Origin of the sequence: Actinomarinicola tropica, assembly GCF_009650215.1 — a bacterium.
GTDB lineage: Bacteria > Actinomycetota > Acidimicrobiia > Acidimicrobiales > SKKL01 > Actinomarinicola > Actinomarinicola tropica.
Map to the genome: position 1 here is coordinate 3,587,605 of NZ_CP045851.1, position 20,655 is coordinate 3,608,259.

Below are 20,655 nucleotides of genomic sequence, written 5' to 3' on the forward strand. Positions count from 1 at the left end.
TGGCCGACGACACCATTGACCTCGAAGGCACTCGAGGGTCGACCATCACCGAAAAGCACCGGCGGCGACCCGGATCCGCCGGTACCGTCCGCAATCCCCCGACCCACGAGGCGAACCCCATGACCTCCCACGCCGTCGACGCGCACGGCCTCGTCAAGCGCTACGGATCCACCACCGCGCTCGGCGGGGTCGACGTCACCGTCCCCACCGGCACCATCACCGCCATCCTCGGTCCCAACGGGGCCGGCAAGACCACCACGGTCCGCATCCTCACCACGCTCACCGAGGCCGACGAGGGCCGAGCCGTCGTCGCCGGCTTCGACGTGCGCACCCACGCGCACGAGGTCCGTCGGCGCATCGGCCTCACCGCCCAGGACGCCACGATCGATCCGATCCTCACCGGCCGGGAGAACCTCGTCCTCGTCGGGGAGCTCCACCAGCTGCCCCGCCGCGAGGCCAAGGCCCGCGCCACCCAGCTGCTCCGCCAGTTCAGCCTGGAGGACGCCGCCGACCGCGTCGCCTCCGGCTACTCCGGCGGCATGCGCCGCCGGCTCGACCTCGCCGCCACGCTGGTCGCCCACCCGCAGGTGCTGTTCCTCGACGAGCCCACCACCGGCCTCGACCCCCGGGCCCGCAACGACCTGTGGGAGGTCCTCGAGCGGCTGGTCGACGACGGCACCACCATCCTCCTCACCACCCAGTACCTGGAGGAGGCCGACCGGCTGGCCCGCGACATCCTCGTCGTCGACCACGGGGCGATCATCGCCCAGGGCGACGCCCGCAGCCTGAAGCGCCAGGTCGGCGGCGACAGCATCGGCCTGGTGGTGAGCGACGCCTCCCGCCTCGACGAGGCCGTCGCGATCCTCGCCCGCGCCGCCGGCAGCGACCCGTCGGTCGACTCGGGCGCCCGCCGGGCCACCGCGGCCACCCAGGACGGCACCCGGTCCCTCGCCGTCGCCGCCAGCGCGCTCGCCGAGGCGGGCATCGACGTCGACGACCTCGGCGTCCACCAGCCCACGCTCGACGAGGTCTTCCTCACCCTCACGGGCATGCCCATCGACCCCGACGACGAGGTCACCGACGCCCCCCAGGAGGTCCTCTCGTGACCATCTCCACCTCCACGTCCGCCGACGCCATCTCCACCGACATCGACGGCCTCCTCGCCACCGACCGCGAGGCCGCCCTGCACCCGCCGAAGGGCCCGCTCCACGACGCGTGGGTCATCGCCCGCCGTGGCCTCGTCCACATGAAGCGCCAGCCCGAGCAGCTGTCGGACGCCACGGTGCAGCCGATCATGTTCGTCCTGCTGTTCGCCTACGTCTTCGGCGGGGCGATCGGCGACGTCGGCGAGGGCAACTACCGCGAGTTCCTGATGGGCGGCATCTTCGCCCAGACGATCGTGTTCACGGCCTTCGGCGTGGCGATGAGCCTGGCGAACGACCGCAAGAACCAGCTCGTCGACCGCTTCCGATCGCTGCCGGTCAGCACAGGCGCCGTCCTCGGTGGCCATGCGGTGGCGAACATCCTGAAGGCGCTGCTGCCCATCGCGATCATGTCGGTGGTCGGCCTGCTCGTCGGCTGGCGCATCCAGAGCGGCGTCCTCGACGCCCTCAACGCCTACGTGCTGATGGTGGCCTTCGCCTTCGCCATGGTCTGGATCGGCGTGCTGCTCGGCAGCGTCGTCCCCACGCCGGAGGGCGTGATGGGCGTCGGCTTCGTGGCCCTGTTCCCGATGACGTTCATCGCCAGCACCTTCGTGCCGATCGACCCGATGCCCGGCCCGCTGAAGGCGGTGGCGGCGTGGAACCCGATCACGACGCTGGCCGACGCCCTCCGCCAGGGGTTCGGCAACCCGAACCTCGAGGTGTCCGGCAGCTACTGGTCGGTGGAGAACCCGTTCCTCTACACCTGGCTGTGGATCATCGGCATCGTCGTGGTCTGCGCCCCGATCGCCGTGCGGGCCTACTCGAAGTCGCTCGAGAAGTAGGTCACTCGGCCAGGCTCTCGTCGGGTCCCGGCTCCGGCACCACCACGTCCGGGGTCGGGACCCGCAGGCCGATCACCCACACCGCCGACTCGTCGACCGATCCGCTGACGACGGTCGGCCGGCCGTTCTTGGCGCTGAGCAGCGGGAAGAAGGTGCCCCGGTCGGGATCGAAGTCCTCGCGCCGGACCATCTCCACCGTGACGCCCGACGCGACGAGGGCCTTCAGGTCGTTGCCCACCAGGCCCTGACCGAGCTCGCGCCGGTCGTGGCCGCCAGCACCGCCGTGGCTCTCGGAGCGCTCCTCCGAGCTGCGGGGCATGCCGTAGACGTTGGCCCGGCCGAGCAGGTGGTTGAACCGCTCGCTGCCGAACTCGTTGAGCTCCTCCCGCTCCGAGACCGCCAGCGCCAGCTTGATGCCGAGGGCCTCGACGGTCTCCTCCAGGTCCTTGTGGGCCAGGCGGCCGTTGTAGACGAGGAGGTCGGCCCGCTGGGCGTCGGCGATCTCCTCCTCGTCGGTCGAGATGACGAGGACGCCGACGTCCGCCTGCTGGAGGCAACGGCCCAGCTGGACCACCCACGGGGGCGCGCCGATGAGCGCCACGCCCGTCGGCTCGGGGACGTTGACGCGGAGGCGGCGGGACAGCGGACCGGCACCGAGCCCGTAGACGACGACCGACCCGGCGACGACGACGAACGTGAGCGCCGACAGGTCGGTGCCGCCGGCGATGCCCGCCTCCTCGAGCTTGAGGCCGAACAGCGCCGACACCGAGGCGGCGACGATGCCGCGCGGCGCCAAACCGGCGAGGTAGAGCCGTTCGTTGCGGGACAGGCGGGACCGCCACGTCGACGCGGCGACGGCCAGCGGCCGGGCGAGGATGACGAGCACCGCCAGCACCCCCAGCCCAGGGAGCAGGTTGTCCTGGAGGTCGGCCGCCTCGACCCGAGCCCCGAGGACCACGAAGATGCCGCCGATCAGCAGGACGCCGAGGCTCTCCTGGAACTCGATCACGTGGCGCACCGGCGCTCGGCGCTGGTTGGCGAGCGTGATGCCGAGCACGGTGGTGGCGAAGAGCCCAGCCTCCTCGCGGAAGTGGTTGGCGAGCGCGAACACCGCGAGGGCCACGGCGATGATCACGGCGTTCTGCATGTGATCCGAGACCATGCGGTGCCCGAGGAACCAGGCCAGGCCGATGCCGGCGAGCAGGCCGAGCCCGCTGCCGACGACGGCGGTGGTGAGCACAGCCTGGGTGATCTCGACGGCGCCGTCCCCGGCGACCACGACGACCTCGAGCGCGACGATGGCCAGCGTGGCGCCGACGGCGTCGATCCAGATGCCCTCCCAGCGCAGCACGCGGGCGACGCGGGGCCGGAGCCGCTGCTGGCGGAGAAGGGGGATGATGACCGTCGGGCCGGTGACGGTCATGATCGCCCCGAAGACGATCGACGCCCCCCACGGGAGCCCGCCGACCGTGTGGGCGGCGACCGCAGCGATGATGCCGGTGATCACGACCCCGACGCTGAGCAACCGGAAGAGCACGCCGCGCCACGACCCGAGCTCGGAGCGGTGCAGGCCGATGCCGCCCTCGAAGAGGAGGAGCCCGACGCCCATCGAGACGACGGGGAAGAGGAGGTCGCCGAGCAGCTCGTCGGGGTCGAGGAGGCCGAACAGCGGCCCGGCGGCCAGGCCGACGCCGAGCAGCAGGAGGATCGACGGGATCCGCAGGCGCGTCGCGACCCACTGGGCGGCGACGCCGAGGCCGACGACGGCGGCGATGGCGGCTGAGGGTTCGTCCATGTGCTCCGTCGACTCCGCTCCGGGGTTCCGGAAAGGCTACGGCGGCGACGGCCCGCATCGGCGCGAGGGGTGGCTCAGCCCCAGATCGATGCCATGTCGGTCAGCTGCACCTTGGTGTGGGACCCCTGCACGCCGAGCGCCGCCAGCAGGTCGGCGGTGCGCTCGAGGGCCCGGGCGCTCACCTCGGCCTCGTTCTCGGCGGGGTCGCCGTCGGCACGCATCTCGAAGCGGGCGTTGAAGGCGTAGAGGTGCTGGTCGTAGGTGAGGGTGCCGTCCCGGGTGAACGCCGAGCGGAAGATGTCGTGCTCGGGTGCCGCCGCCCGGAGACGCTCTCGGGCTGCGTCGTCGAGGCCGTCGAACCGGCCGCGCACGACGACGCGGTACAGGTGCAGTGCCATCCCCGGTGTCTACCGGAGGCGGCGCCGCACGCCGGCCGGGTTTCGGGACCAGCCGCCGGGCTACGGTCCGCGACCATGGCGGATCGACGTGGGCGGTTGACGATCGGCGAGCTCGCTGCGGTGAGCGGCATCCCGACAACGAGCCTGCGCTTCTACGAGCGCCGGGGTCTGCTGCCCGCACCGGAGCGGGTGGGCGGCAAGCGCCGGTACGACCCGACGATCGTCATGCGGCTGATGGTCATCCGCTTCTGCCGGGTCGCGGGCCTGCCGCTCGACGAGATCGCCCAGGTGCTCGACGACGAGTCGCCGGGCCGGGCCGCGACCAAGGACATCGCCGAGCGGCGCATCGCCGAGATCGACCGCCACGTCGCCGAGCTCCAGCTGGCCCGCCGGATGATGGTGGCGGCCCACGCGTGCACGTGCCCCTCGGTGGAGGTGTGCGGTTGCGGCGCCATGGCGCCGGTGATCGAGGAGGTGCGGGCCCTCAGGTCGTCGGGAACGGCACCTGGAACCACCACGGACGGTCGTCCAGCTCCACCGCGACGACCCACTTGATCCACCACGGTCCGCGCCGTGACGGTGCCACCAGTCGCACCGGCGCCCCGTGCCCTCGCCGGAGGGGCTCGCCGCCGTACCCGACGGCGAGGTAGGTGGACGCCGCGTCACGGGCCGGGACCAGGCGTTCGTAGCCGGTGACCGATCGGACGCGGATGCTCCGCGCGCCGGCAGCATCGATGAGCTCGGAGAGCGGCACGGCGTCCCAGGACTGCTCGCTCCACCACCCACCGGTGCAGTCGAGCCGGCCGGCGACCGGCCGGGCCACAGCCACCAGGTCGGCGACGGCGACGTCCCGACCGGCGATCACCAGCGGCCAGGTGGCGGGGTCGACGTCGTCGGGCGACTCGTCGTCGATCCACGACACGGTCGGCATCCGGGCGGGGTCGAACGAGCCGATCTCGTGCGAGCCGGTGAAGCGGCGATCGGCCCCGGCCACGCCGAGGGCCCGTTCGGCGACCTCGACCGTGCCGGCGAGGACGGCGGCGGCGCCCACCGCAGCGCCGCCGCCGAGGAGCAGCCGTCGATCGAGGTCGACGGCGCGTGGACGCGACGGGCGCGACGTCACGTGCCAGACGAGCAGGGGCACGAGGCAGAAGGCGAGCAGGAAGTGCGTCCACAGCGCGCTCCAGTAGCCGACGCCCCACCACGACCCCGTCGAGTGCAGGAGGCCGAGGACGACGACGGCGAGGACCCCGACGCCGAAGGCGACCGACAACCAGCGGCTGAGCCGTCCGCGCCGCATGCCCGGGCGCACCGACCGTCGGTACTTGCTGCCGGCGAGCACGAGGAGCGTGAGGCCGGCGACGGCGTGGGCGAAGGTCCACCACCGGCTCCACCCCGTGCCGACGGCCCACGAGGTGAGGCCCGTGGCGATCGCCGTGACGATCGCCACCTCGAGCAGCAGGTTGACCTGCCGCGCCCCCAGCTGCCGCCAGGGGAGGGTTCCGACACGAGCTCGTTCCGCCATGCGCGGGACGGTACGACGTGGAGTCGACTCCAGGTCAAGGGCCCTCGTGGGTGGTTCGCGCCGGGAGGACCTGTAGGGTGCCCCCGTCGCTCCGACCCGTCGGGGCGCCGGCGCCGGCCCTCGAGGCCGGCGGGTCACGGCAGGGAGCACCCGGTCGAGGCCACCCTCCCCCTTCGCCTGCGATGCGACGGCTCCGTGCCGGTGGGGAGATCGCCGCTGGGAACCTTCGCACCCGCACGTACCCGCCCGCCCCTGCGGGCACCGAACATCGGAGCACCACCCTGTCTGCTGCACCTCTCGCCGACGCGCCCGTCGCGGCCGGCACCACTGCATCGACCACGTTCGCCGACCTCGGCGTCCCCTCCGCCGTCGTCCGCAACCTGGCCGACCGCGGCATCACCTCGGCGTTCCCCATCCAGGTCGCCACCCTCCCCGACGCCCTCGCCGGCCGCGACGTCTGCGGCAAGGCCCCCACCGGGTCGGGCAAGACGATCGCCTTCGGCATCCCGCTCGTCACCGGGCTCGGGAAGGCCCGCCCGCGCCGACCCCGGGGGCTCGTCCTCGTGCCCACCCGCGAGCTCGCCACCCAGGTCCACGAGGAGATCCGCGCCCTCGCCGGTCCCGGCGGCGCCACCAGCGCCACGTTCTTCGGCGGCGTGGGCTTCGGCTCGCAGATCAAGGCCCTGCACCGTGGCATCGACATCGCCGTCGCGTGCCCCGGCCGGCTCGCCGACCTCATCCAACAGGGCGAGATGAACCTTTCCGAGGTCCGCATGGTCGTCCTCGACGAGGCCGACCGCATGGCCGACATGGGCTTCCTGCCCGAGGTGAAGCGCATCCTCGACCGCACCCCGGACGACCGCCAGACCCTTCTGTTCTCGGCGACCCTCGACGGCGACGTCGACGTCCTCATCCGGCGCTACCAGAAGGACCCGGTGCGCCACGAGCACGTCGTCGAGGACGACCGCCCGCAGAACCGCCACGAGTTCTGGGCCGTCGAGCGCGACCAGCGCCTCGCCACCACCGCACGCCTCACCAAGGCCGAGTGGCCCGCGGTCGTGTTCGTGCGCACCAAGCGGGGCGCCGACCGCGTCGCCAAGCAGCTCACCCGGGAGGGCGTGGCCGCCGCCGCGATCCACGGCGACCGGTCCCAGGGCCAGCGCGAGCGGGCCCTGGCCGCGTTCACGTCCGGTCGGGTCCAGGCCCTGGTCGCGACCGACGTCGCCGCCCGTGGCATCCACGTCGACGGCGTCGCCTGTGTCGTCCACTACGACATGCCGCCCGACCACAAGGACTTCGTCCACCGCTCGGGCCGCACCGGCCGGGCCGGCGCCACCGGCCTCGTCGTGTCCCTCGTCCCCGGGGACCAGGTGCGCGACGTGAAGAAGATGCAGAAGGTGCTCGACATGCCCGTGGGCGTGCACCCCTCCGGGGTCGACCAGATCGGTCCGGAGCGCACCCCGCCGCCGGTCGCACCCGGCCCGGCGCTCGACGGCCCGTCCACCGGCGGTCGCCGTCGACCCCAGGGCGGCGGACGCTCCCGCAACCAGGCCGGCGGCGGATCGCGCAACGGCCAGGGCCGCAACCGCTCCGGCGGTGGTGGCGGCCGGGGCCGGAAGCCCGCCGGCGCCCGCTCCGGTGGCGGCAACGGCCGCTCGGCCAGCGGCCGCGGTCGCGGCGGCCGCTGACGTCCGAGGGGTCTAGCGGCCGGAGGCGGCGAGCTCGGACATCGTGCCCGCCGCGCCCGACAGCGAGCCGGCCAGCGTCGTGAGCTCGTGGACCTGGGCGGCCAGGACCTCGCCGGCCGCGGCCTCCTCGCCGGCGACCGCGACGACCTCGGCCTGGACGGTCTGGATGCCATCGACGGCGGCCTCGACCTGATCGAGCACCTCGGCGGTCGTCGTGGTCCCCTGACGGATCGCGACCAGCGTCTCCCGGATCCGATCGACCGCGTCGGCGGACTGCGCCGCCAGGTTGCGGACCTCGTCGGCGACGACGGCGAAGCCGCGCCCCGCCTCACCGGCACGGGAGGCCTCGATCGTTGCGTTGAGCGCCAGCAGCTTGGTGCGCTCGGCGATCTCGGAGATCAGGACGATCAGCGACTCCACCTCACCGGAGCGCTGCTCCAGGTCGCCCATCGTCGCGACACCGCTGCCGACCCGTTCCCGGGTCTCCTCGCCGGCGCGCGATGCGTCGACCGCGCGCCGAGAGAGCTCACCGACCCGCTGGGACGACGCCTCCTGGGTCTCCCTGACGACGCCGGCCACCTCGCCGACCCGACCGGACACGTCCACGAGCCGCGCCGCCTCGCGCGCCAGCTCGGCGCCGAACCGCTCGGCGTCCTCCAGGCGCCGCCGGCGCTCGGCCTCGACCTGCTCGAGCGCCGCGACGGTCGCCCGGCTCGCGTCCTCGAGCACCTTCCAGAGCGCCAGCAAGCCGACGACGGTCACCAGCACCGCCCCGGCGTGGATCAACGCCCAGAGCAGCGGCTTGTGCTGCGCGGCATGGTGGTTGAACGCCCCCTCGGGATCGAGGACGCTGACGCCGACGTGGTGGACCACCACGAAGCCGACGGAGGCGACCAGCGGGCGCCAGTCCTGGTAGAGCGCCACGAAGGGGAGCATGGCGAAGATGTGCAGGTGCGCCTCGATCGTCCCGCCCGAGAGGTAGATGAGCACCGCCGACGCCGCGAACAGCGCCACCGAGGCGAGCACCGCCCGAGCCCTGATGCTCTGCGTGACGGTCGCCCCGAGCGCCACGACGGCGACGGCGCCGATCGTGCCGAGCTCGGCCTGACCGAGGCCCGTGGTCAGGAGGGCGACGGCGACGAGGAACGGCACCTGCAGCCATGCGGTGACGAGCACGATGCGGTGCCTGACCGCGAAGGTGTCGGGGTCGAGCTGCTGGGCCTGAGGCATCCAGTCGAGGACCGTCTGGACCGGGCCGCGCCGTGGGGCACTCGGCCGCGCCGGCTGGGGCGGGACGTCGCCGGGCGACGATGCAGGGGAGATCGGCCGTTCGGCGAGCAGGGTCACGGCCGTTCGTTCGGCCGCTCACCCCCGCGGATGAGGCCGGACGCGAACTTCGGCGGCACCGACCCCCACGAGAGGAGCCGGTGCCGCCGAGGTCGGTGGCAGGTGAGCGGAGCGGAGACCGCCTAGATGGCGTCGATCCCCATCTCACCGGTGCGGATCCGCACCATGGACCCGACCGAGGTGGTCCAGATCTTGCCGTCACCGATCTTGTCGGTGCGGGCGGCCTCGGCGATCGCCGTGACGACCCCGTCGACGTCGGGTTCGTCGACCACGATCTCGATCTTCACCTTGGGCACGAAGTCGATCTTGTACTCCGCGCCTCGGTAGGTCTCGGTGTGGCCGCCCTGGCGGCCGAAGCCCTTGACCTCGCTCACGGTGAGGCCCTGCACCCCGGCGGAGCGGAGCGCGTCCTTCACCTCGTCGAGGGCGTGGGGCTTGATGATGGCGGTGATGAGCTGCATCGTGCGATCTCCTTCTCAGTGCCCGACGGCGCTCGAGCCGGCGAGGATGTCGGGGCCGTAGCCGGGCGCTCCGTGCTCGAGGACGTCGAGCCCGGCGATCTCCTCCTCGGCCTCCACACGGAGGCCCACGGTGGCCTTGATGGCCATGAAGAGCGCACCGGCGGTCACGGTGACGAAGACGAACACGGCCACCACGCCGATGAGCTGGGTGACGAGCAGGTCGGCACCGTCGCCGTAGAGGAGGCCTCCGTCGGTGGCGAGGAGGCCGACGGCCAGGGTGCCCCAGGCGCCGCAGACGCCGTGCACCGAGATGGCGCCGACGGGATCGTCGACCCGGACCCGGTCGAAGAAGAGCACCGAGCCGACCACGAGGGCGCCGGCGACGACACCGGTGATGATGGCACCCCAGTTGGACAGGTCGCCGGTGCCGGCGGTGATGCCGACCAGGCCGGCGAGCACGCCGTTGCCGGCCATCGCCACGTCCGGCTTCCCGGACACCAGCCAGATGGTGATCATGGCGACGACGCCACCGGCCGCAGCCGAGAGCACGGTGGTGACCGCGACGGCCCCGACGGCGGGGTCAGCGGCGAGCACCGACCCGGGGTTGAAGCCGAACCAGCCGACCGTGAGGATGAACACGCCGACGATGGCGAACGGGATGGAGTGGCCCGGGATGGCCCGGGGCTTGCCGTCCTCGCCGTACTTGCCGATGCGGGGGCCGAGGATGATCGCACCCATCAGGGCGGCCCAGCCGCCGACGGAGTGGACGATCGTCGAACCGGCGAAGTCGGTGAACGGCGTGGCCCGCTGGGCGAGCCAGCCGCCGCCCCAGGTCCAGTGGACGACGATCGGGTAGATGACCGCCGTGAGCACGAAGCTGTAGATGAAGTAGCTCTTGAACTTCGTGCGCTCGGCCATCGCTCCGGACACGATCGTGGCCGCCGTCGCCGCGAACGCCACCTGGAAGATGAACGACGTCGACAGGGTCAGGGTCCCGAAGTAGCCCTCGGTGAAGGTGTTCGGGTTGAGGAAGAAGCCCTCGGTCCCGATGAAGTCGTTGCCCGGCCCGTAGGCGAAGGCGAACCCGACGGCACCGAACGCCAGCACGCCGGCGCAGAAGTCCATCAGGTTCTTCATCATGATGTTGGAGACGTTCTTGGCCCGGGTGAGCCCTGCCTCCACGAGGGCGAAGCCCGCCTGCATGAAGATGACGAGCACCGCCGCCACCAGGATCCAGACGTTGTCCAACGCCACCTGGACGCTGTCGGCGGTGAGCTCGTCCTGAGCCAGCGCGGGGGTCGCGGTCAGCAGCGTCGCCGCCCCCACCACCCCCGCTCCTGTGAGCACCTTCTTGCGCATCGTTGTGTCCTCCTCCGACGTCCGACCTGACGGACGTGTGATCTCGATGTGGGGACCGTAAGGAGGGGCGATTTCGCCGCTGTGTGCGCTGTGTTACGCCTGGCTCACCCTTGCCTGACCCGAATCTGACGCCGCCTCCAGCACGTAGCCGCGGGAGCGGACGGTGCGGATCACGAGGTCGAGGGGCTCCAGGCGACGGCGCAACCGCAGCACGTGGACGTCGAGCGCGTTGCGACCCGGGGCACCGTCCGGCCAGCCGGCGCGTGACAGCGCGTCGCGGCTGACGACGGCGCCCCAGCGGTCGAGCAGCGCGGCGGTGAGGCGGCACTCGACGGGGGGCAGCGCCACCCAGCTGCCGTTGCAGCGCAGCACCCCGTCGTCGTCGAGCGAGGGGACGTCCGGCACGTGGCCCGTCCCGATCGCTCGCAGCTCGAGGGCCTGCACGCGGGCTCGGACGTCGGACTCGTCGGCCGGGAGGCGGATCCAGTCCTCGAGCGCGTCGACCGTCGTCGGCGCGGGTGATCCGTCCTCCAGCAGAAGTAGACGGGGCCGGCCCGACCGACGGAGCTCCTCGCGTCGATCCCGCTCGTCCGGCCACCGCACGAGCACGACATCCATGGCGGCAACGTAAGGAGCGAGTGTTTCTCGACTGTTTCGGCGTGGTGAACACGGTCCTGCACGTACCGCCCTCGCATTCGGTCCGCGGAAAGGTCAGCGACTACCGTCGGCCGGCGATGAGCACCGACACCGAACCCGCAGAGGCGCCCGCGAAGTCTCGGGTCCGCCCCCACCAGATCGTCGTCGGCCTCGGCGTCGCGATCGCCCTCGGCACGATCGCCTCCGGCATCGCGTCGTTGGTCTTCCACTTCACCGACGACTCCGAGGTGCAGCGTGAGGTCTTCATCAACATCCCGAGTGGGGTGAAGCTGGCCTTCTACACGGTCGTCCCCGTGCTGCTCGTCTACGGCGCCGTCCTCTTCTCCCAGCGGATGAAGAACTGGCAGCGCGGCGGCCCCGACAAGCGGGCCACCACCAAGAAGAACGTCGGCCAGCGCCTGAAGGACTTCCGCGCCGGCGTCTACATGCAGACGCTGCTGCGCGACCCCGCGGCCGGCATCATGCACTCGCTCATCTACTTCTCGTTCCTCATCCTCCTCGCCGTCACCGCGACGCTCGAGATCAACTACCAGGCCCCCGAGAGCCTGAAGTTCCTCCACGGCGACGTCTACCGCGCCTACGCCCTCATCGGTGACCTCGCCGGCGTCGGGCTCTTCGTCGGCGTGATGTGGGCGATCGTCCGCCGCTACGTGCAGCGGCCGTACCGCATCCGCATCAAGTCGAAGCCCGAGCACGCGCTCATCCTCGGGACCTTCCTCGTCCTCGCCGTCACCGGCTTCACCACCGAGATGTTCCGCATCGCCCTCGAGGGCATGCCCGAGTACGAGCGCTGGTCGGTCGTCGGCTACCCGCTCGCCACGCTCGTGGAGAACAACGCCAACCTGGCCGGCTGGCACCAGTCGCAGTGGATCATCCACGTGCTCGCCTTCGTGGTGTTCCTCGCCATCCTCCCCGTGACGATGCTGCGTCACATGTTCACCTCGCCGCTGAACATGTACCTCCGGGACAAGGACCGCCCCAAGGGCGCGATGAAGCCCATGCCGAACCTCATGGAGACCGAGCTCGAGAGCTTCGGCGCCTCCACGGTCGAGGACTTCACGTGGAAGCAGCTGCTCGACACCGACGCCTGCACGATGTGCGGCCGCTGCACCTCGGTGTGCCCGGCCCACGCCACCGGCAAGCCGCTCGACCCCCGCGAGATCGTGCTGAAGACCGGCGAGGTCATGGCCGCCACCGGCGACCCGCAGGTGTCGCCCCCGATCGGCGTCGACAGCGAGATCACCATCGGCGCCAACTCGCTCTTCGAGCGCATCACGCCCGAAGAGGTCTGGGCCTGCACGTCCTGCAAGGCGTGCGACGAGATCTGCCCGGTGAACATCGAGATCCTCGACAAGATCCTCGACATGCGGCGCTACCTGTCGCTGATGGAGTCGAACTTCCCGACCGAGCTCGGCGGCGCCTACCGCGGCATGGAGAACTCCGGCAACCCGTGGGGCATGAGCCAGGGCGAGCGGGCCGACTGGGCCAAGGACCTCGACGTCCCGATCCTCGAGCCGACCGACGCCTTCGACCACGAGTACCTGTACTGGGTCGGCTGCGCCGGATCGTTCGACGACAAGAACCGCAAGGTCAGCCAGGCCATGGCCAAGCTGCTGAAGCGCGCCGACATCGACTTCGCCATCCTCGGCCCGTCGGAGATGTGCACCGGCGACCCCGCCCGCCGCTCCGGCAACGAGTACATCTTCCAGATGCTCGCCATGCAGAACATCGAGGTGCTCGGTGGCATGGGCGTGAAGAAGATCATCACGCAGTGCCCCCACTGCTTCAACACCCTCATGAACGAGTACCCCCAGCTCGGCGGGCACTACGAGGTCGTGCACCACAGCCAGTTCCTCGAGTGGCTCATCGACCAGGGCAAGCTCGACATGTCGGAGGCCAAGCTCGAGGAGCGGGTCGTCTACCACGACTCCTGCTACCTCGGCCGCCACAACGACGTCTACATGTCGCCCCGCAACGTCATCGGCTCGCTCGGCGGCGTGCAGATCGTCGAGGCCGAGCGCAACGGCACGAAGGGCATGTGCTGCGGCGCCGGTGGCGCCCGCATGTTCATGGAGGAGACGATCGGCACCAAGGTGAACGACGAGCGCTCCAGGGAGCTCATCTCCACCGGTGCGCAGCGCGTCGCCACCGCCTGCCCCTTCTGCTACATCATGATCGACGACGGCGTGAAGGGCGCCGGCGCCGAGGAGGACGTGCAGGTCGGCGACATCGCCATGCACCTCCTCGAGGCGCTGGAGGCCGGCGAGGCCGCACGCACCCCGGCGGCGTCGGCGTCGTCCACCGACGAGGACTGACCCTGCACATCTGACCCGTCCGTCAACCCCTCAAGGACTCCAGGCACCGGATCGCGTCGTCGGCCCGGTCCAGGGGGACGAGCAGGTGGTCGTGGTGGTACGCGGCGAGGACGTTGCAGGGGATGTCCTCCCGCGCCAGGGCGGCCGCCAGCGCCGCGGTGAGGCCGACGGCCTCGAGGGCGCTGTGCACGGCGACCGTCAGCCAGGCCGCACGGAAGGCGACGGGCCACCCGCGGCGCTCGGCGGCGGCGATCGTCACGACCGCCGTCGTGCCCTCGCCCTCCTGGATGACCGCCAGCACCCCGTCGTCGAGGGCGACCGGTTCGGTCAGGTGGACGACGGTCACCGGCTCGGCGCGGCGCTCGATGCGCAGCGCGGCGAGCATCGTCGCAAGGTCGGTCTCTCCGGGCACGGCGGTGAGTCTGGCCGGGTGACCGGACCCGCTGCTCAGTCCTTCTCGAAGTTCTCCCAGTAGCGGCTCGGCCGGGGGCCGACCTGGTTCTGGTACTTCGAGCCGAGGGCGCCGCTGCCGTAGGGCACGTCGGCCTCGCTGGTCATCCGCAGGAAGGAGATCTGGCCGATCTTCATGCCCGGGTAGAGCGTGATCGGCAGGTTGGCCACGTTCGACAGCTCGAGGGTGAGCTGGCCGTCCCACCCGGCGTCGACGAACCCCGCGGTGGAGTGGATCAGGAGGCCGAGCCGCCCGAGGCTCGACTTGCCCTCCAGGCGAGCGACGAGGTCGGCCGGCAGGGCGATGCGCTCGGAGGTCGACCCGAGGACGAACTCACCCGGGTGGAGGATGAACGGATCGTCGTCGTCCGCCTCGACCAGCTCGGTGAGCTCCTCGAGGTTCTTCTTCACGTCGATGTGGCCCATCGTGTGGTTCCGGAAGACCCGGAAGTAGCGGTCGAGGTGCAGGTCGACCGACGAGGGCTGCACGCACTGCGGATCGAACGGGTCGATCACGATGCGACCGGCGTCGAGCTCTTCGCGGATGGTGCGATCGGAGAGGATCATCGCCGTGCGACGTTAGTCGCCGGGCGGTCGCGTCCCTGCGGCCCGGGGCCGGACGCGCCACCGGACGGGGCCTGGGGAACCCCGTCCGGTGCGTTCGTGCCGGGTCAGCGGCCGGCGTCGTTGGCGGCCGCCGTCCCGGCGTGTGCTGTACGAGCTGCGGTGGCGGCTAGAGCCGGTCGCGCTCCACGTAGCGGGTCTCGGTGTGGGTGTCGACGCGGTCGTTGGCGACGAACATCGAGATGAGGGAGACGACGAGGCCGATGGCGCCGACCACCATGAGGATCACGCCGGCGGTGTTGATGTTGAAGCCCTCGGTGTCGACGGTGACGGCGTAGGCCATCACGGCGCCGACGGCGATGAGCAGGATGCTGGCTCCGATCGATCCACTTCGCATGGGGGTCCTCCAAGAGACCGGTTGCCGCCGGGTCTCTCCCGGGGCGATCGTGGCGCCGGGACCACTACCGGCGTTCACCGGGGGTCAAACACCGAGCGCCACGACCATCCGAGGAGACCGGAGCTCAGCCGAAGAGGTCCTGCGCGGTGGACACCTCGCCGTCGCCATCGAGGTCCTCGCCGAGCTGGACCTCCTCCAATGCGACGATCCGCTCACGCGTGCAGTCGGGGAGCGTGAGCGACTCGATGATGCTGCCGATGGTGGCGTCGTCGATATCGCCGTCCTCGGCGTCCCAGCTGATCGTCACGACGAACGACGCCGGGCGCAGCTTGTCCTCGTCGCCGGCCGCAGGGTTCGGCAGGTCGGCGACCTCGACGCGCGCCTTCGCCTCGGTCGACCCCAACTCGTCGGGGGCCTGGGACTGGTCGGCGACCCAGATCTCGACGTCCTGTTCGCCGACGGTCACGGTGCCCCGTGACTCGAAGGTGACCTCGGTCGTGGTCTCGCCATCCCCCGAGTAGGTCGTGATCTCGTAGTCGAAGCTCTCCCACTCCTCGCCCGACGCGTCGAGGATCGTTCCGTCGGGCATCCGGCTCTCCGGCTCCAGATCGACGGAGACGTCGCCGGCGTCGGGACGGACGAAGCCCAGCTCGGTCGAGGTCGACAGCGGCGAGCCGGATCCCCCGCCGCTGCGCGACGTGTTGTCCCAGTCCTCGGGGACCGCGTAGGTGATCCAGGTGCCATCCCCGTCGGGCGCGTCGCACGCGGCCGGGAGCACCTCGAAGTCGGAAGGGACATCGGCAGTGGCGGGGAGGTGGAAGCTCGGCGGGACGATCTCGAGCTCGACGCTCCCGTCGTCGCCGGTGTCGCCGTGGCCCGCGTCGTTCGGATCGTCGCCGCCGACGTCGCCGTTGCCCCCCACCAGGTCGTCGAGCCCCGGAGGGGAGGTCGTGTCGTCGCCACCGTCGTCACCGCAACCGGAGAGGAGCAGGACCGCTGCTGCAGCGATCACCGCCCCCCGGCGAGTGCGGCGGAGCCGGTTCGGATGGTTCGTCATGTCATGTGCGCTGTGTCTCATACCGCTGGCCGACCGTAGTGACGCACGGTCCAGTGACCAAACGGGGGCGCCGGGGGCACAGCGAGGGTGGGGCCCGGCAACGGCGATGACCTACACTCTCCGGGCTGCCCGTCGGGGCCGCACGCGGATGTAGTTCAATGGCAGAACATCAGCTTCCCAAGCTGAGAATGCGGGTTCGATTCCCGTCATCCGCTCTCGCAGATCGGCCCAGGTCACACCCGGTTTCCGGGGACCTGGGCCGAGTCGCGCTCGGAGGCTGAGCGGGCGGGCGTGCCACACCCGTGCCACATCGGTCGGTGACGTGGCGGGCCAGGCGTGGCACACTGCGAAGACCTCGGACGGCAGCAGTCCATGGGGTCGGCATCGCCGGGTGCCCACTCCGCTGTTCGATGGCGCGACGCACGGCGTCCTTCCCAGCACCTGATGCTCAGGAGGAGCCATGGGCTCGCGTTCGTCGTGGGGAAGTGTGCGCAAGCTGCCGTCGGGCCGCTATCAGGCCCGCTACTGCGTGGAGGGCCAGCTCGTCGCAGCGCCGACGACCTTCCGCACCAAGAGAGACGCCGAGGTGTACCTGTCGACCGTGCGTGCCGACATTGAGCGGGGTCACTGGGTCGATCCGGCGGCCCGCCAGGTCAGCCTCGGGGAGTACGCGACCCGGTGGCTCGACCTGCGTCCGGGGCTGCGGCCACGAACCTTGGAGCTGTACGAGTCCGAACTGCGGCTACACATCCTGCCCGCTCTCGGCGACCTCGAGCTGACCAAGATCACCCCGACGACGGTCCGGGAGTGGCACGCCGGAATGCTGCGCGCCGGCACTCCCGGCCGCAGCACGGTGGCGAAGTGCTACCGGCTGCTGCGTGCCATCTTGAACACCGCGGTCGCCGACGAGCTGATCTTGCGCAACCCGTGTGTGATCAACGGAGCGGGCACCGAGTCCGCCCCTGAGCGGCCGATCGCGTCCATCCCCCAGGTGTTCGACATCGCCGAGGTGATCGAGCCGCGCTTTCGGGCGATGGTCCTCATCGGCGCGTTCGTCGGGTTGCGCCTTGGCGAGATGCTGGCCCTCACCCGCGGGCGTGTCGACCTGGACTCCGGCGCGATCAGGGTCGTCGAGCAGTACCAGGAGCTGAAGGACGGGACCTGGGTCCTCGGCCCACCCAAGTCCGCGGCCGGGGTTCGCAGGGTCGCGATCCCCGAGCTGCTGGTCCCCGAGCTGGCCGTCCACCTCGACCGGTTCGCAGCGGCGGGCCGGGACGGTCTGCTGTTCCCGGGGACCCACGGCCAACCAGTGCGGCGGGCGGCGTGGTACCGGGCGTGGGGCCGAGCGCTGGCGACGATCGGCATCGAGGGGATGAAGCCCCACGATCTGCGCCACACCGGCAACACGCTCGCGGCGATGACAGGGGCGAGCACCAAAGAGCTGATGGCCAGGTTCGGCCAGTCGACCTCGCGTGCCGCGCTGATCTACCAACACGCCACCCGCGACCGAGACCAACAGATCGCCGACGGCCTCAACGGGATGATCGACGCCCACCTCAAGCAACGACCAGCCCGCCGGCCTGACGTCAGCGGCTGAGTCCTCGATCCAGGTCGGGCGTCTCTCGTGTCGGGGCGCCTTGGAGGCGGTCGAAGCGAGCTTGCATGGCGGCGACCTTCTCGTCGAGCTCCGACAGCGCGGGCGTCGGCGGCGCAGGCGGACTGGTCTGGTTGGGTCGATCTGGCTTGAGCGGCGTCCGGGTCTGCGCCGGACGTTCGCGCCCAAGACCCCAGGGTGCCTCTACTCCTGCGGCGCGGTGGAGGGCTGCCTGGGTGGCGAGGGCAGACGAGGCGCGCGGGGTGCGGTCGATGATCTCGGCGAGGGCGGTGGCGGGGTCGGCGATGCCGATGGGGTCAGGAATCCAGGCATTGTTGGCTAGGCGCCCGCGGGTGAGTGCGACGTAGGCGTGGTTGCGGGTGGTGCCGGGTTCGAGGATGGCGAGGCCGATGTCGACGGTGTCCCCTTGGTTGCCGTAGCCGGTGACGGCCCAGCCGAGCTCGACGTGGCGGTCGACATAGCCGCCGGGGAGGGTAACGGTGCCGCGGTCGGGGTGCGTGACGGTGAGCGAGCCGTCAGCGATGAGCGCGGTGACGTTCCAGGTGTGGCGGTTCCGGACGGGATCTCCCCGGTCGGTCAGGAACGACGGGTCATTGCGTCGCGTCGCGACCGTGTCGCCGACGACGACGTGTGTGCCGTCGGCGAGTGTCCGTCGGTCGCTGCGGTGTCGTCGGGGGTCGTGGCGGTCGAGTCGCCGCTGGATCTCGGTGTTGAGGGTGCGGGCCATGTCCGCGGTGTTGGTGGTGATCGCCACCGTCCGGCCTCGACCGACCTGTGCCTGGTGAACGTCGGCGATGGCCGCAGCGACCAGGGCCGGGTGGATCGAGTGGAGGCGTCCGTGCTCGCCGTAGGTGTCAGCAGCGGTCGGGTCGCCGTCGCGCAGCGCGAGGCTGGCGTCGGCTTCCCATGGTTCGGTGAACCGGCGTGGTGTGTCGAGGCGGTGGTGCGGGAGGGTGTCGCACCAGTGGGCGAACACCCCGCCGCGCCCGACGGCGGGGAGCTGGGCGGGGTCGCCGACGGCGACGAGCCGCCACTGGTGTTGTTCGGCGAGGTCGACGAGTTGTGCGAAGTCGTCGGTGCGGGCCATGCCTGCTTCGTCGAGGATCACGACCCAGCCTCTCCCCCGTGACGGGATGGTGGCCCTCGAGGACCGCGCGGAGCTGCTCCCCGGTCACCTCACCCGACACACCCATCCCGGCGAGTCCCTCGCCTCGCCAACGGCCAGGAGGCTCGTTCGGGTCGAGGTAGTAGTCCACCGGGCCACGCCCAGGACCCGGTCGCTGCCGGTCTTCGGCGAGACCGGCGTAGTAGGCGAGCAGTCCGCCCAGTCCAGCTGCGGTCGACGCCTTCAACGTCGTCACGCGCATCATCCGACCCACCGCCGCCCGCATCGTGCGATGGATCGTGGTCGCCCCAATGCACTCGTCTGTCGCATCGAGCTCTTCACATCGGTACTAGGCCGACGAGCCGGCGAGATCTTCGCGACGGGACCTCAAGGAGGGGTCAACCCTGGCCAGGGCTTGTAGCCGTACCATCGCACTAGATGAGCAAGGGGCGGCGAAGTAGCACCCAGGCGTCCGTGTGATGGCGCTCGAGGATCTGTTCTTCGATCTCGCCGGCGAGCCCCGGCTCATACAGGGTTCAACCGATGAGGACGGGGTGCCTGAGCCACACGCTGTCCACTTCGACGAGGTCGTCCGAGTCCTCGGCTTGTCGCAGTCCCGCTTGCGAGCCCTCGCTCACCTGCGGGGCTTGATGACCTGGCTCGCCGACTCCGGTGCGGGGGCCACCACCTGGCTTCGCGGGGAACTGGCCGCCACGAAGCGGCCTGAAGTCGAGGCGCTAGACGTCGTGGCCGTCGTCAACCTCGGGTCCATGCGTCACGGCGACCACTGGATCGCGCAGTCCATCCTCGCCTCTCCGCTCCTACTGCCTCCCCTACGTCTCGACGTCACTGTCGTTGACCCCGGGGATACTGAGAGACTGAAGCGGGAACGAACTCGGTCCACCTGGCGCTGCCGCGAACTCACCAGCGGCGAGGCAGTCCCGACCGGTTGGTTGGAGGTGAAGCTGTGAGCACTGATGAGGTCAAGACACGGCTTGAGATCCTCGAGGAGGAGATCGAGTGGAAGGAAGCACGGCTTGCCTCCATGCCGTCCCAGTCCCCGATCGATCCGCTCGCGGACGACTGGCACGCACAACTCGGCCACGACTCGGAACGAGCCTCGCTCGAAGCCGCACTGAACACGGAACGCGCCGAACGAGAACGGCTGCTCACCGGTGCCATGCATCTCCGTCTGACGGGGCGCCCGGTCTACGGAAGCAACGTCGACGCGGAGGTGCTTGAGCGACTGGTCCGAAACGTTCGTCACTTGGCTCGATCGGTGGGGGCGAGTCCTCTGGTCGGAGTTCCAGCAGCGGGTTCGCACGTCGTTGAGGTCGTCGCCGCCGACCAGACACAACTCGGCGATCCATTTGCTGTCGCATCCGACGCGCTTCTCGATGCGCTCGCGACCGCCGCGGAGCCTGACGTTGGGCAAGCGGTTCAGCGGCTCACGGAGCGAGTCCAACCCAAGACGACCCAGGCGCTCTCAACTCTCGTCGCCGGAATTGCGCGCGACGGACTGGAGCTGAGTGTCGTAGCTGAGGCAAGTGGGCGCCGCCGGTCCGTCGGGCTCGACCGCTCTCAGGCGAACAACCTCGCTAGAGCTTTCGCCGATGCGGAGCGCGCCCTCCAGATAGAAGTGATCGCAGGGACTCTTCGAGGAGCGTTGGAAGGCGCGGGCCGCTTCGAGATCGAGGTCGGGGGAGACACGATCACGGGAAGCGTGCCAACAGATGTCAGACCGGAACTTGAGGGACTGACGATCGGCAGCCTCGTGCGCGCCACGGTCCAGCGGTCGACGACGACCTTCAGCTCCGGCCGGCCACAGCGAGAGTCACTGTCCCTCCTCGCGATTGAGTCGCTGGAGGAGTAGGAGCCCTGCGAACTGCGGCCCCGGAGGCCTGTCGCACCGACAGGCCGGATCAGCTTCCGAGC

The 20,655-nt window shown here is 70.8% G+C and carries 20 protein-coding genes, 1 tRNA gene and 1 pseudogene; 9 read left to right on the forward strand and 13 right to left on the reverse strand.

All coding sequences use genetic code 11. The features are described from left to right. Positions 1-119 precede the first annotated feature (119 nt). Positions 120-1,106 carry an ATP-binding cassette domain-containing protein gene (locus tag GH723_RS17675; protein WP_153760880.1) on the forward strand — a complete coding sequence of 329 codons (987 nt, stop codon included), beginning with the start codon at positions 120-122 and terminating at the stop codon, positions 1,104-1,106. Further along, a complete protein-coding gene (locus GH723_RS17680) occupies positions 1,103-1,987 on the forward strand; it encodes an ABC transporter permease (protein ID WP_153760881.1) in 885 nt (294 codons plus the stop codon). Before GH723_RS17675 ends, GH723_RS17680 begins: the two co-directional genes overlap by 4 nt. 1 nt (position 1,988) lies before the next feature. Here GH723_RS17680 and GH723_RS17685 read toward each other — a convergent pair whose 3' ends face one another. Together GH723_RS17685 and GH723_RS17690 are read right to left on the reverse strand one after the other, a co-directional pair. Then, positions 1,989-3,782, reverse strand: coding sequence for a cation:proton antiporter (locus tag GH723_RS17685; protein WP_153760882.1), 1,794 nt, complete (start codon positions 3,780-3,782; stop codon positions 1,989-1,991). A gap of 74 nt (positions 3,783-3,856) precedes the next feature. Beyond that, positions 3,857-4,180: a DUF6204 family protein gene (locus tag GH723_RS17690; protein ID WP_153760883.1), complete on the reverse strand. Its 324-nt coding sequence runs from the start codon at positions 4,178-4,180 to the stop codon at positions 3,857-3,859. Positions 4,181-4,255: 75 nt separating this feature from the next. Here GH723_RS17690 and GH723_RS17695 point away from each other — a divergent pair, with 75 nt between their 5' ends. Further along, complete coding sequence (locus tag GH723_RS17695) at positions 4,256-4,735, forward strand: MerR family transcriptional regulator (protein ID WP_153760884.1); 480 nt, start codon at positions 4,256-4,258, stop codon at positions 4,733-4,735. On the opposite strand, the gene GH723_RS17700 is transcribed toward GH723_RS17695, so the two are convergent. Next, positions 4,665-5,705, reverse strand: a complete 1,041-nt coding sequence (locus GH723_RS17700) for a molybdopterin-dependent oxidoreductase (protein ID WP_195210407.1) — start codon at positions 5,703-5,705, stop codon at positions 4,665-4,667. The two genes, GH723_RS17695 and GH723_RS17700, sit on opposite strands and share 71 nt — an antisense overlap. Positions 5,706-5,887: 182 nt before the next feature. Here GH723_RS17700 and GH723_RS17705 point away from each other — a divergent pair, with 182 nt between their 5' ends. Continuing rightward, positions 5,888-7,393: a DEAD/DEAH box helicase gene (locus GH723_RS17705; protein WP_153760886.1), complete on the forward strand. Its 1,506-nt coding sequence runs from the start codon at positions 5,888-5,890 to the stop codon at positions 7,391-7,393. 12 nt (positions 7,394-7,405) lie between these two features. Here GH723_RS17705 and GH723_RS17710 read toward each other — a convergent pair whose 3' ends face one another. The 4 genes from GH723_RS17710 to GH723_RS17725 all read right to left on the reverse strand — a co-directional run bounded on the left by GH723_RS17710 (position 7,406) and on the right by GH723_RS17725 (position 11,178). Continuing rightward, positions 7,406-8,623, reverse strand: a complete 1,218-nt coding sequence (locus tag GH723_RS17710) for a methyl-accepting chemotaxis protein (RefSeq protein WP_153760887.1) — start codon at positions 8,621-8,623, stop codon at positions 7,406-7,408. A gap of 239 nt (positions 8,624-8,862) precedes the next feature. Then, complete coding sequence (locus tag GH723_RS17715) at positions 8,863-9,201, reverse strand: P-II family nitrogen regulator (RefSeq protein WP_153760888.1); 339 nt, start codon at positions 9,199-9,201, stop codon at positions 8,863-8,865. Positions 9,202-9,216: 15 nt separating this feature from the next. Further along, entirely contained in the window at positions 9,217-10,560 is a 1,344-nt protein-coding gene (locus GH723_RS17720; protein ID WP_153760889.1) for an ammonium transporter, read from the reverse strand. Positions 10,561-10,653: 93 nt separating this feature from the next. Next, positions 10,654-11,178, reverse strand: a complete 525-nt coding sequence (locus tag GH723_RS17725; RefSeq protein WP_153760890.1) for a winged helix-turn-helix domain-containing protein — start codon at positions 11,176-11,178, stop codon at positions 10,654-10,656. A gap of 116 nt (positions 11,179-11,294) precedes the next feature. Here GH723_RS17725 and GH723_RS17730 point away from each other — a divergent pair, with 116 nt between their 5' ends. Beyond that, positions 11,295-13,532, forward strand: a complete 2,238-nt coding sequence (locus GH723_RS17730; RefSeq protein ID WP_153760891.1) for a heterodisulfide reductase-related iron-sulfur binding cluster — start codon at positions 11,295-11,297, stop codon at positions 13,530-13,532. Positions 13,533-13,554: 22 nt separating this feature from the next. Here GH723_RS17730 and GH723_RS17735 read toward each other — a convergent pair whose 3' ends face one another. The 4 genes from GH723_RS17735 to GH723_RS17750 form a co-directional block, all read right to left on the reverse strand. Then, positions 13,555-13,944, reverse strand: coding sequence for an ACT domain-containing protein (locus GH723_RS17735; protein WP_153760892.1), 390 nt, complete (start codon positions 13,942-13,944; stop codon positions 13,555-13,557). A gap of 35 nt (positions 13,945-13,979) precedes the next feature. Continuing rightward, positions 13,980-14,549 (reverse strand): dCTP deaminase, encoded by a 570-nt coding sequence (gene dcd / locus GH723_RS17740; RefSeq protein WP_153760893.1) that lies wholly within the window; start codon positions 14,547-14,549, stop codon positions 13,980-13,982. Positions 14,550-14,715: 166 nt separating this feature from the next. Beyond that, complete coding sequence (locus GH723_RS17745; protein ID WP_153760894.1) at positions 14,716-14,943, reverse strand: hypothetical protein; 228 nt, start codon at positions 14,941-14,943, stop codon at positions 14,716-14,718. Between the two features lie 124 nt (positions 14,944-15,067). Next, positions 15,068-16,000, reverse strand: coding sequence for a hypothetical protein (locus GH723_RS17750; protein WP_153760895.1), 933 nt, complete (start codon positions 15,998-16,000; stop codon positions 15,068-15,070). Positions 16,001-16,144: 144 nt separating this feature from the next. Between GH723_RS17750 and GH723_RS17755 the strand changes: the two genes are divergently transcribed. After that, positions 16,145-16,215 (forward strand) — tRNA-Gly (locus GH723_RS17755). A 245-nt stretch (positions 16,216-16,460) separates the two neighbouring features. After that, positions 16,461-17,597, forward strand: coding sequence for a tyrosine-type recombinase/integrase (locus GH723_RS17760; protein ID WP_153760896.1), 1,137 nt, complete (start codon positions 16,461-16,463; stop codon positions 17,595-17,597). Here the strand turns inward: GH723_RS17760 and GH723_RS17765 are convergent. Together GH723_RS17765 and GH723_RS19275 are read right to left on the reverse strand one after the other, a co-directional pair. Then, positions 17,587-18,723 (reverse strand): ATP-dependent DNA helicase, encoded by a 1,137-nt coding sequence (locus GH723_RS17765; RefSeq protein ID WP_153760897.1) that lies wholly within the window; start codon positions 18,721-18,723, stop codon positions 17,587-17,589. The genes GH723_RS17760 and GH723_RS17765 overlap by 11 nt on opposite strands. A gap of 28 nt (positions 18,724-18,751) precedes the next feature. Further along, positions 18,752-19,006 (reverse strand): annotated as a pseudogene (locus GH723_RS19275) (relaxase domain-containing protein); the annotation flags it as partial. Between the two features lie 193 nt (positions 19,007-19,199). Between GH723_RS19275 and GH723_RS17775 the strand changes: the two are divergent. Together GH723_RS17775 and GH723_RS17780 are read left to right on the forward strand one after the other, a co-directional pair. Beyond that, positions 19,200-19,691 carry a hypothetical protein gene (locus GH723_RS17775; protein ID WP_153760898.1) on the forward strand — a complete coding sequence of 164 codons (492 nt, stop codon included), beginning with the start codon at positions 19,200-19,202 and terminating at the stop codon, positions 19,689-19,691. Further along, complete coding sequence (locus tag GH723_RS17780) at positions 19,688-20,593, forward strand: hypothetical protein (protein WP_153760899.1); 906 nt, start codon at positions 19,688-19,690, stop codon at positions 20,591-20,593. The genes GH723_RS17775 and GH723_RS17780 overlap by 4 nt, the downstream gene beginning before the upstream one ends. Positions 20,594-20,655 lie beyond the last annotated feature (62 nt).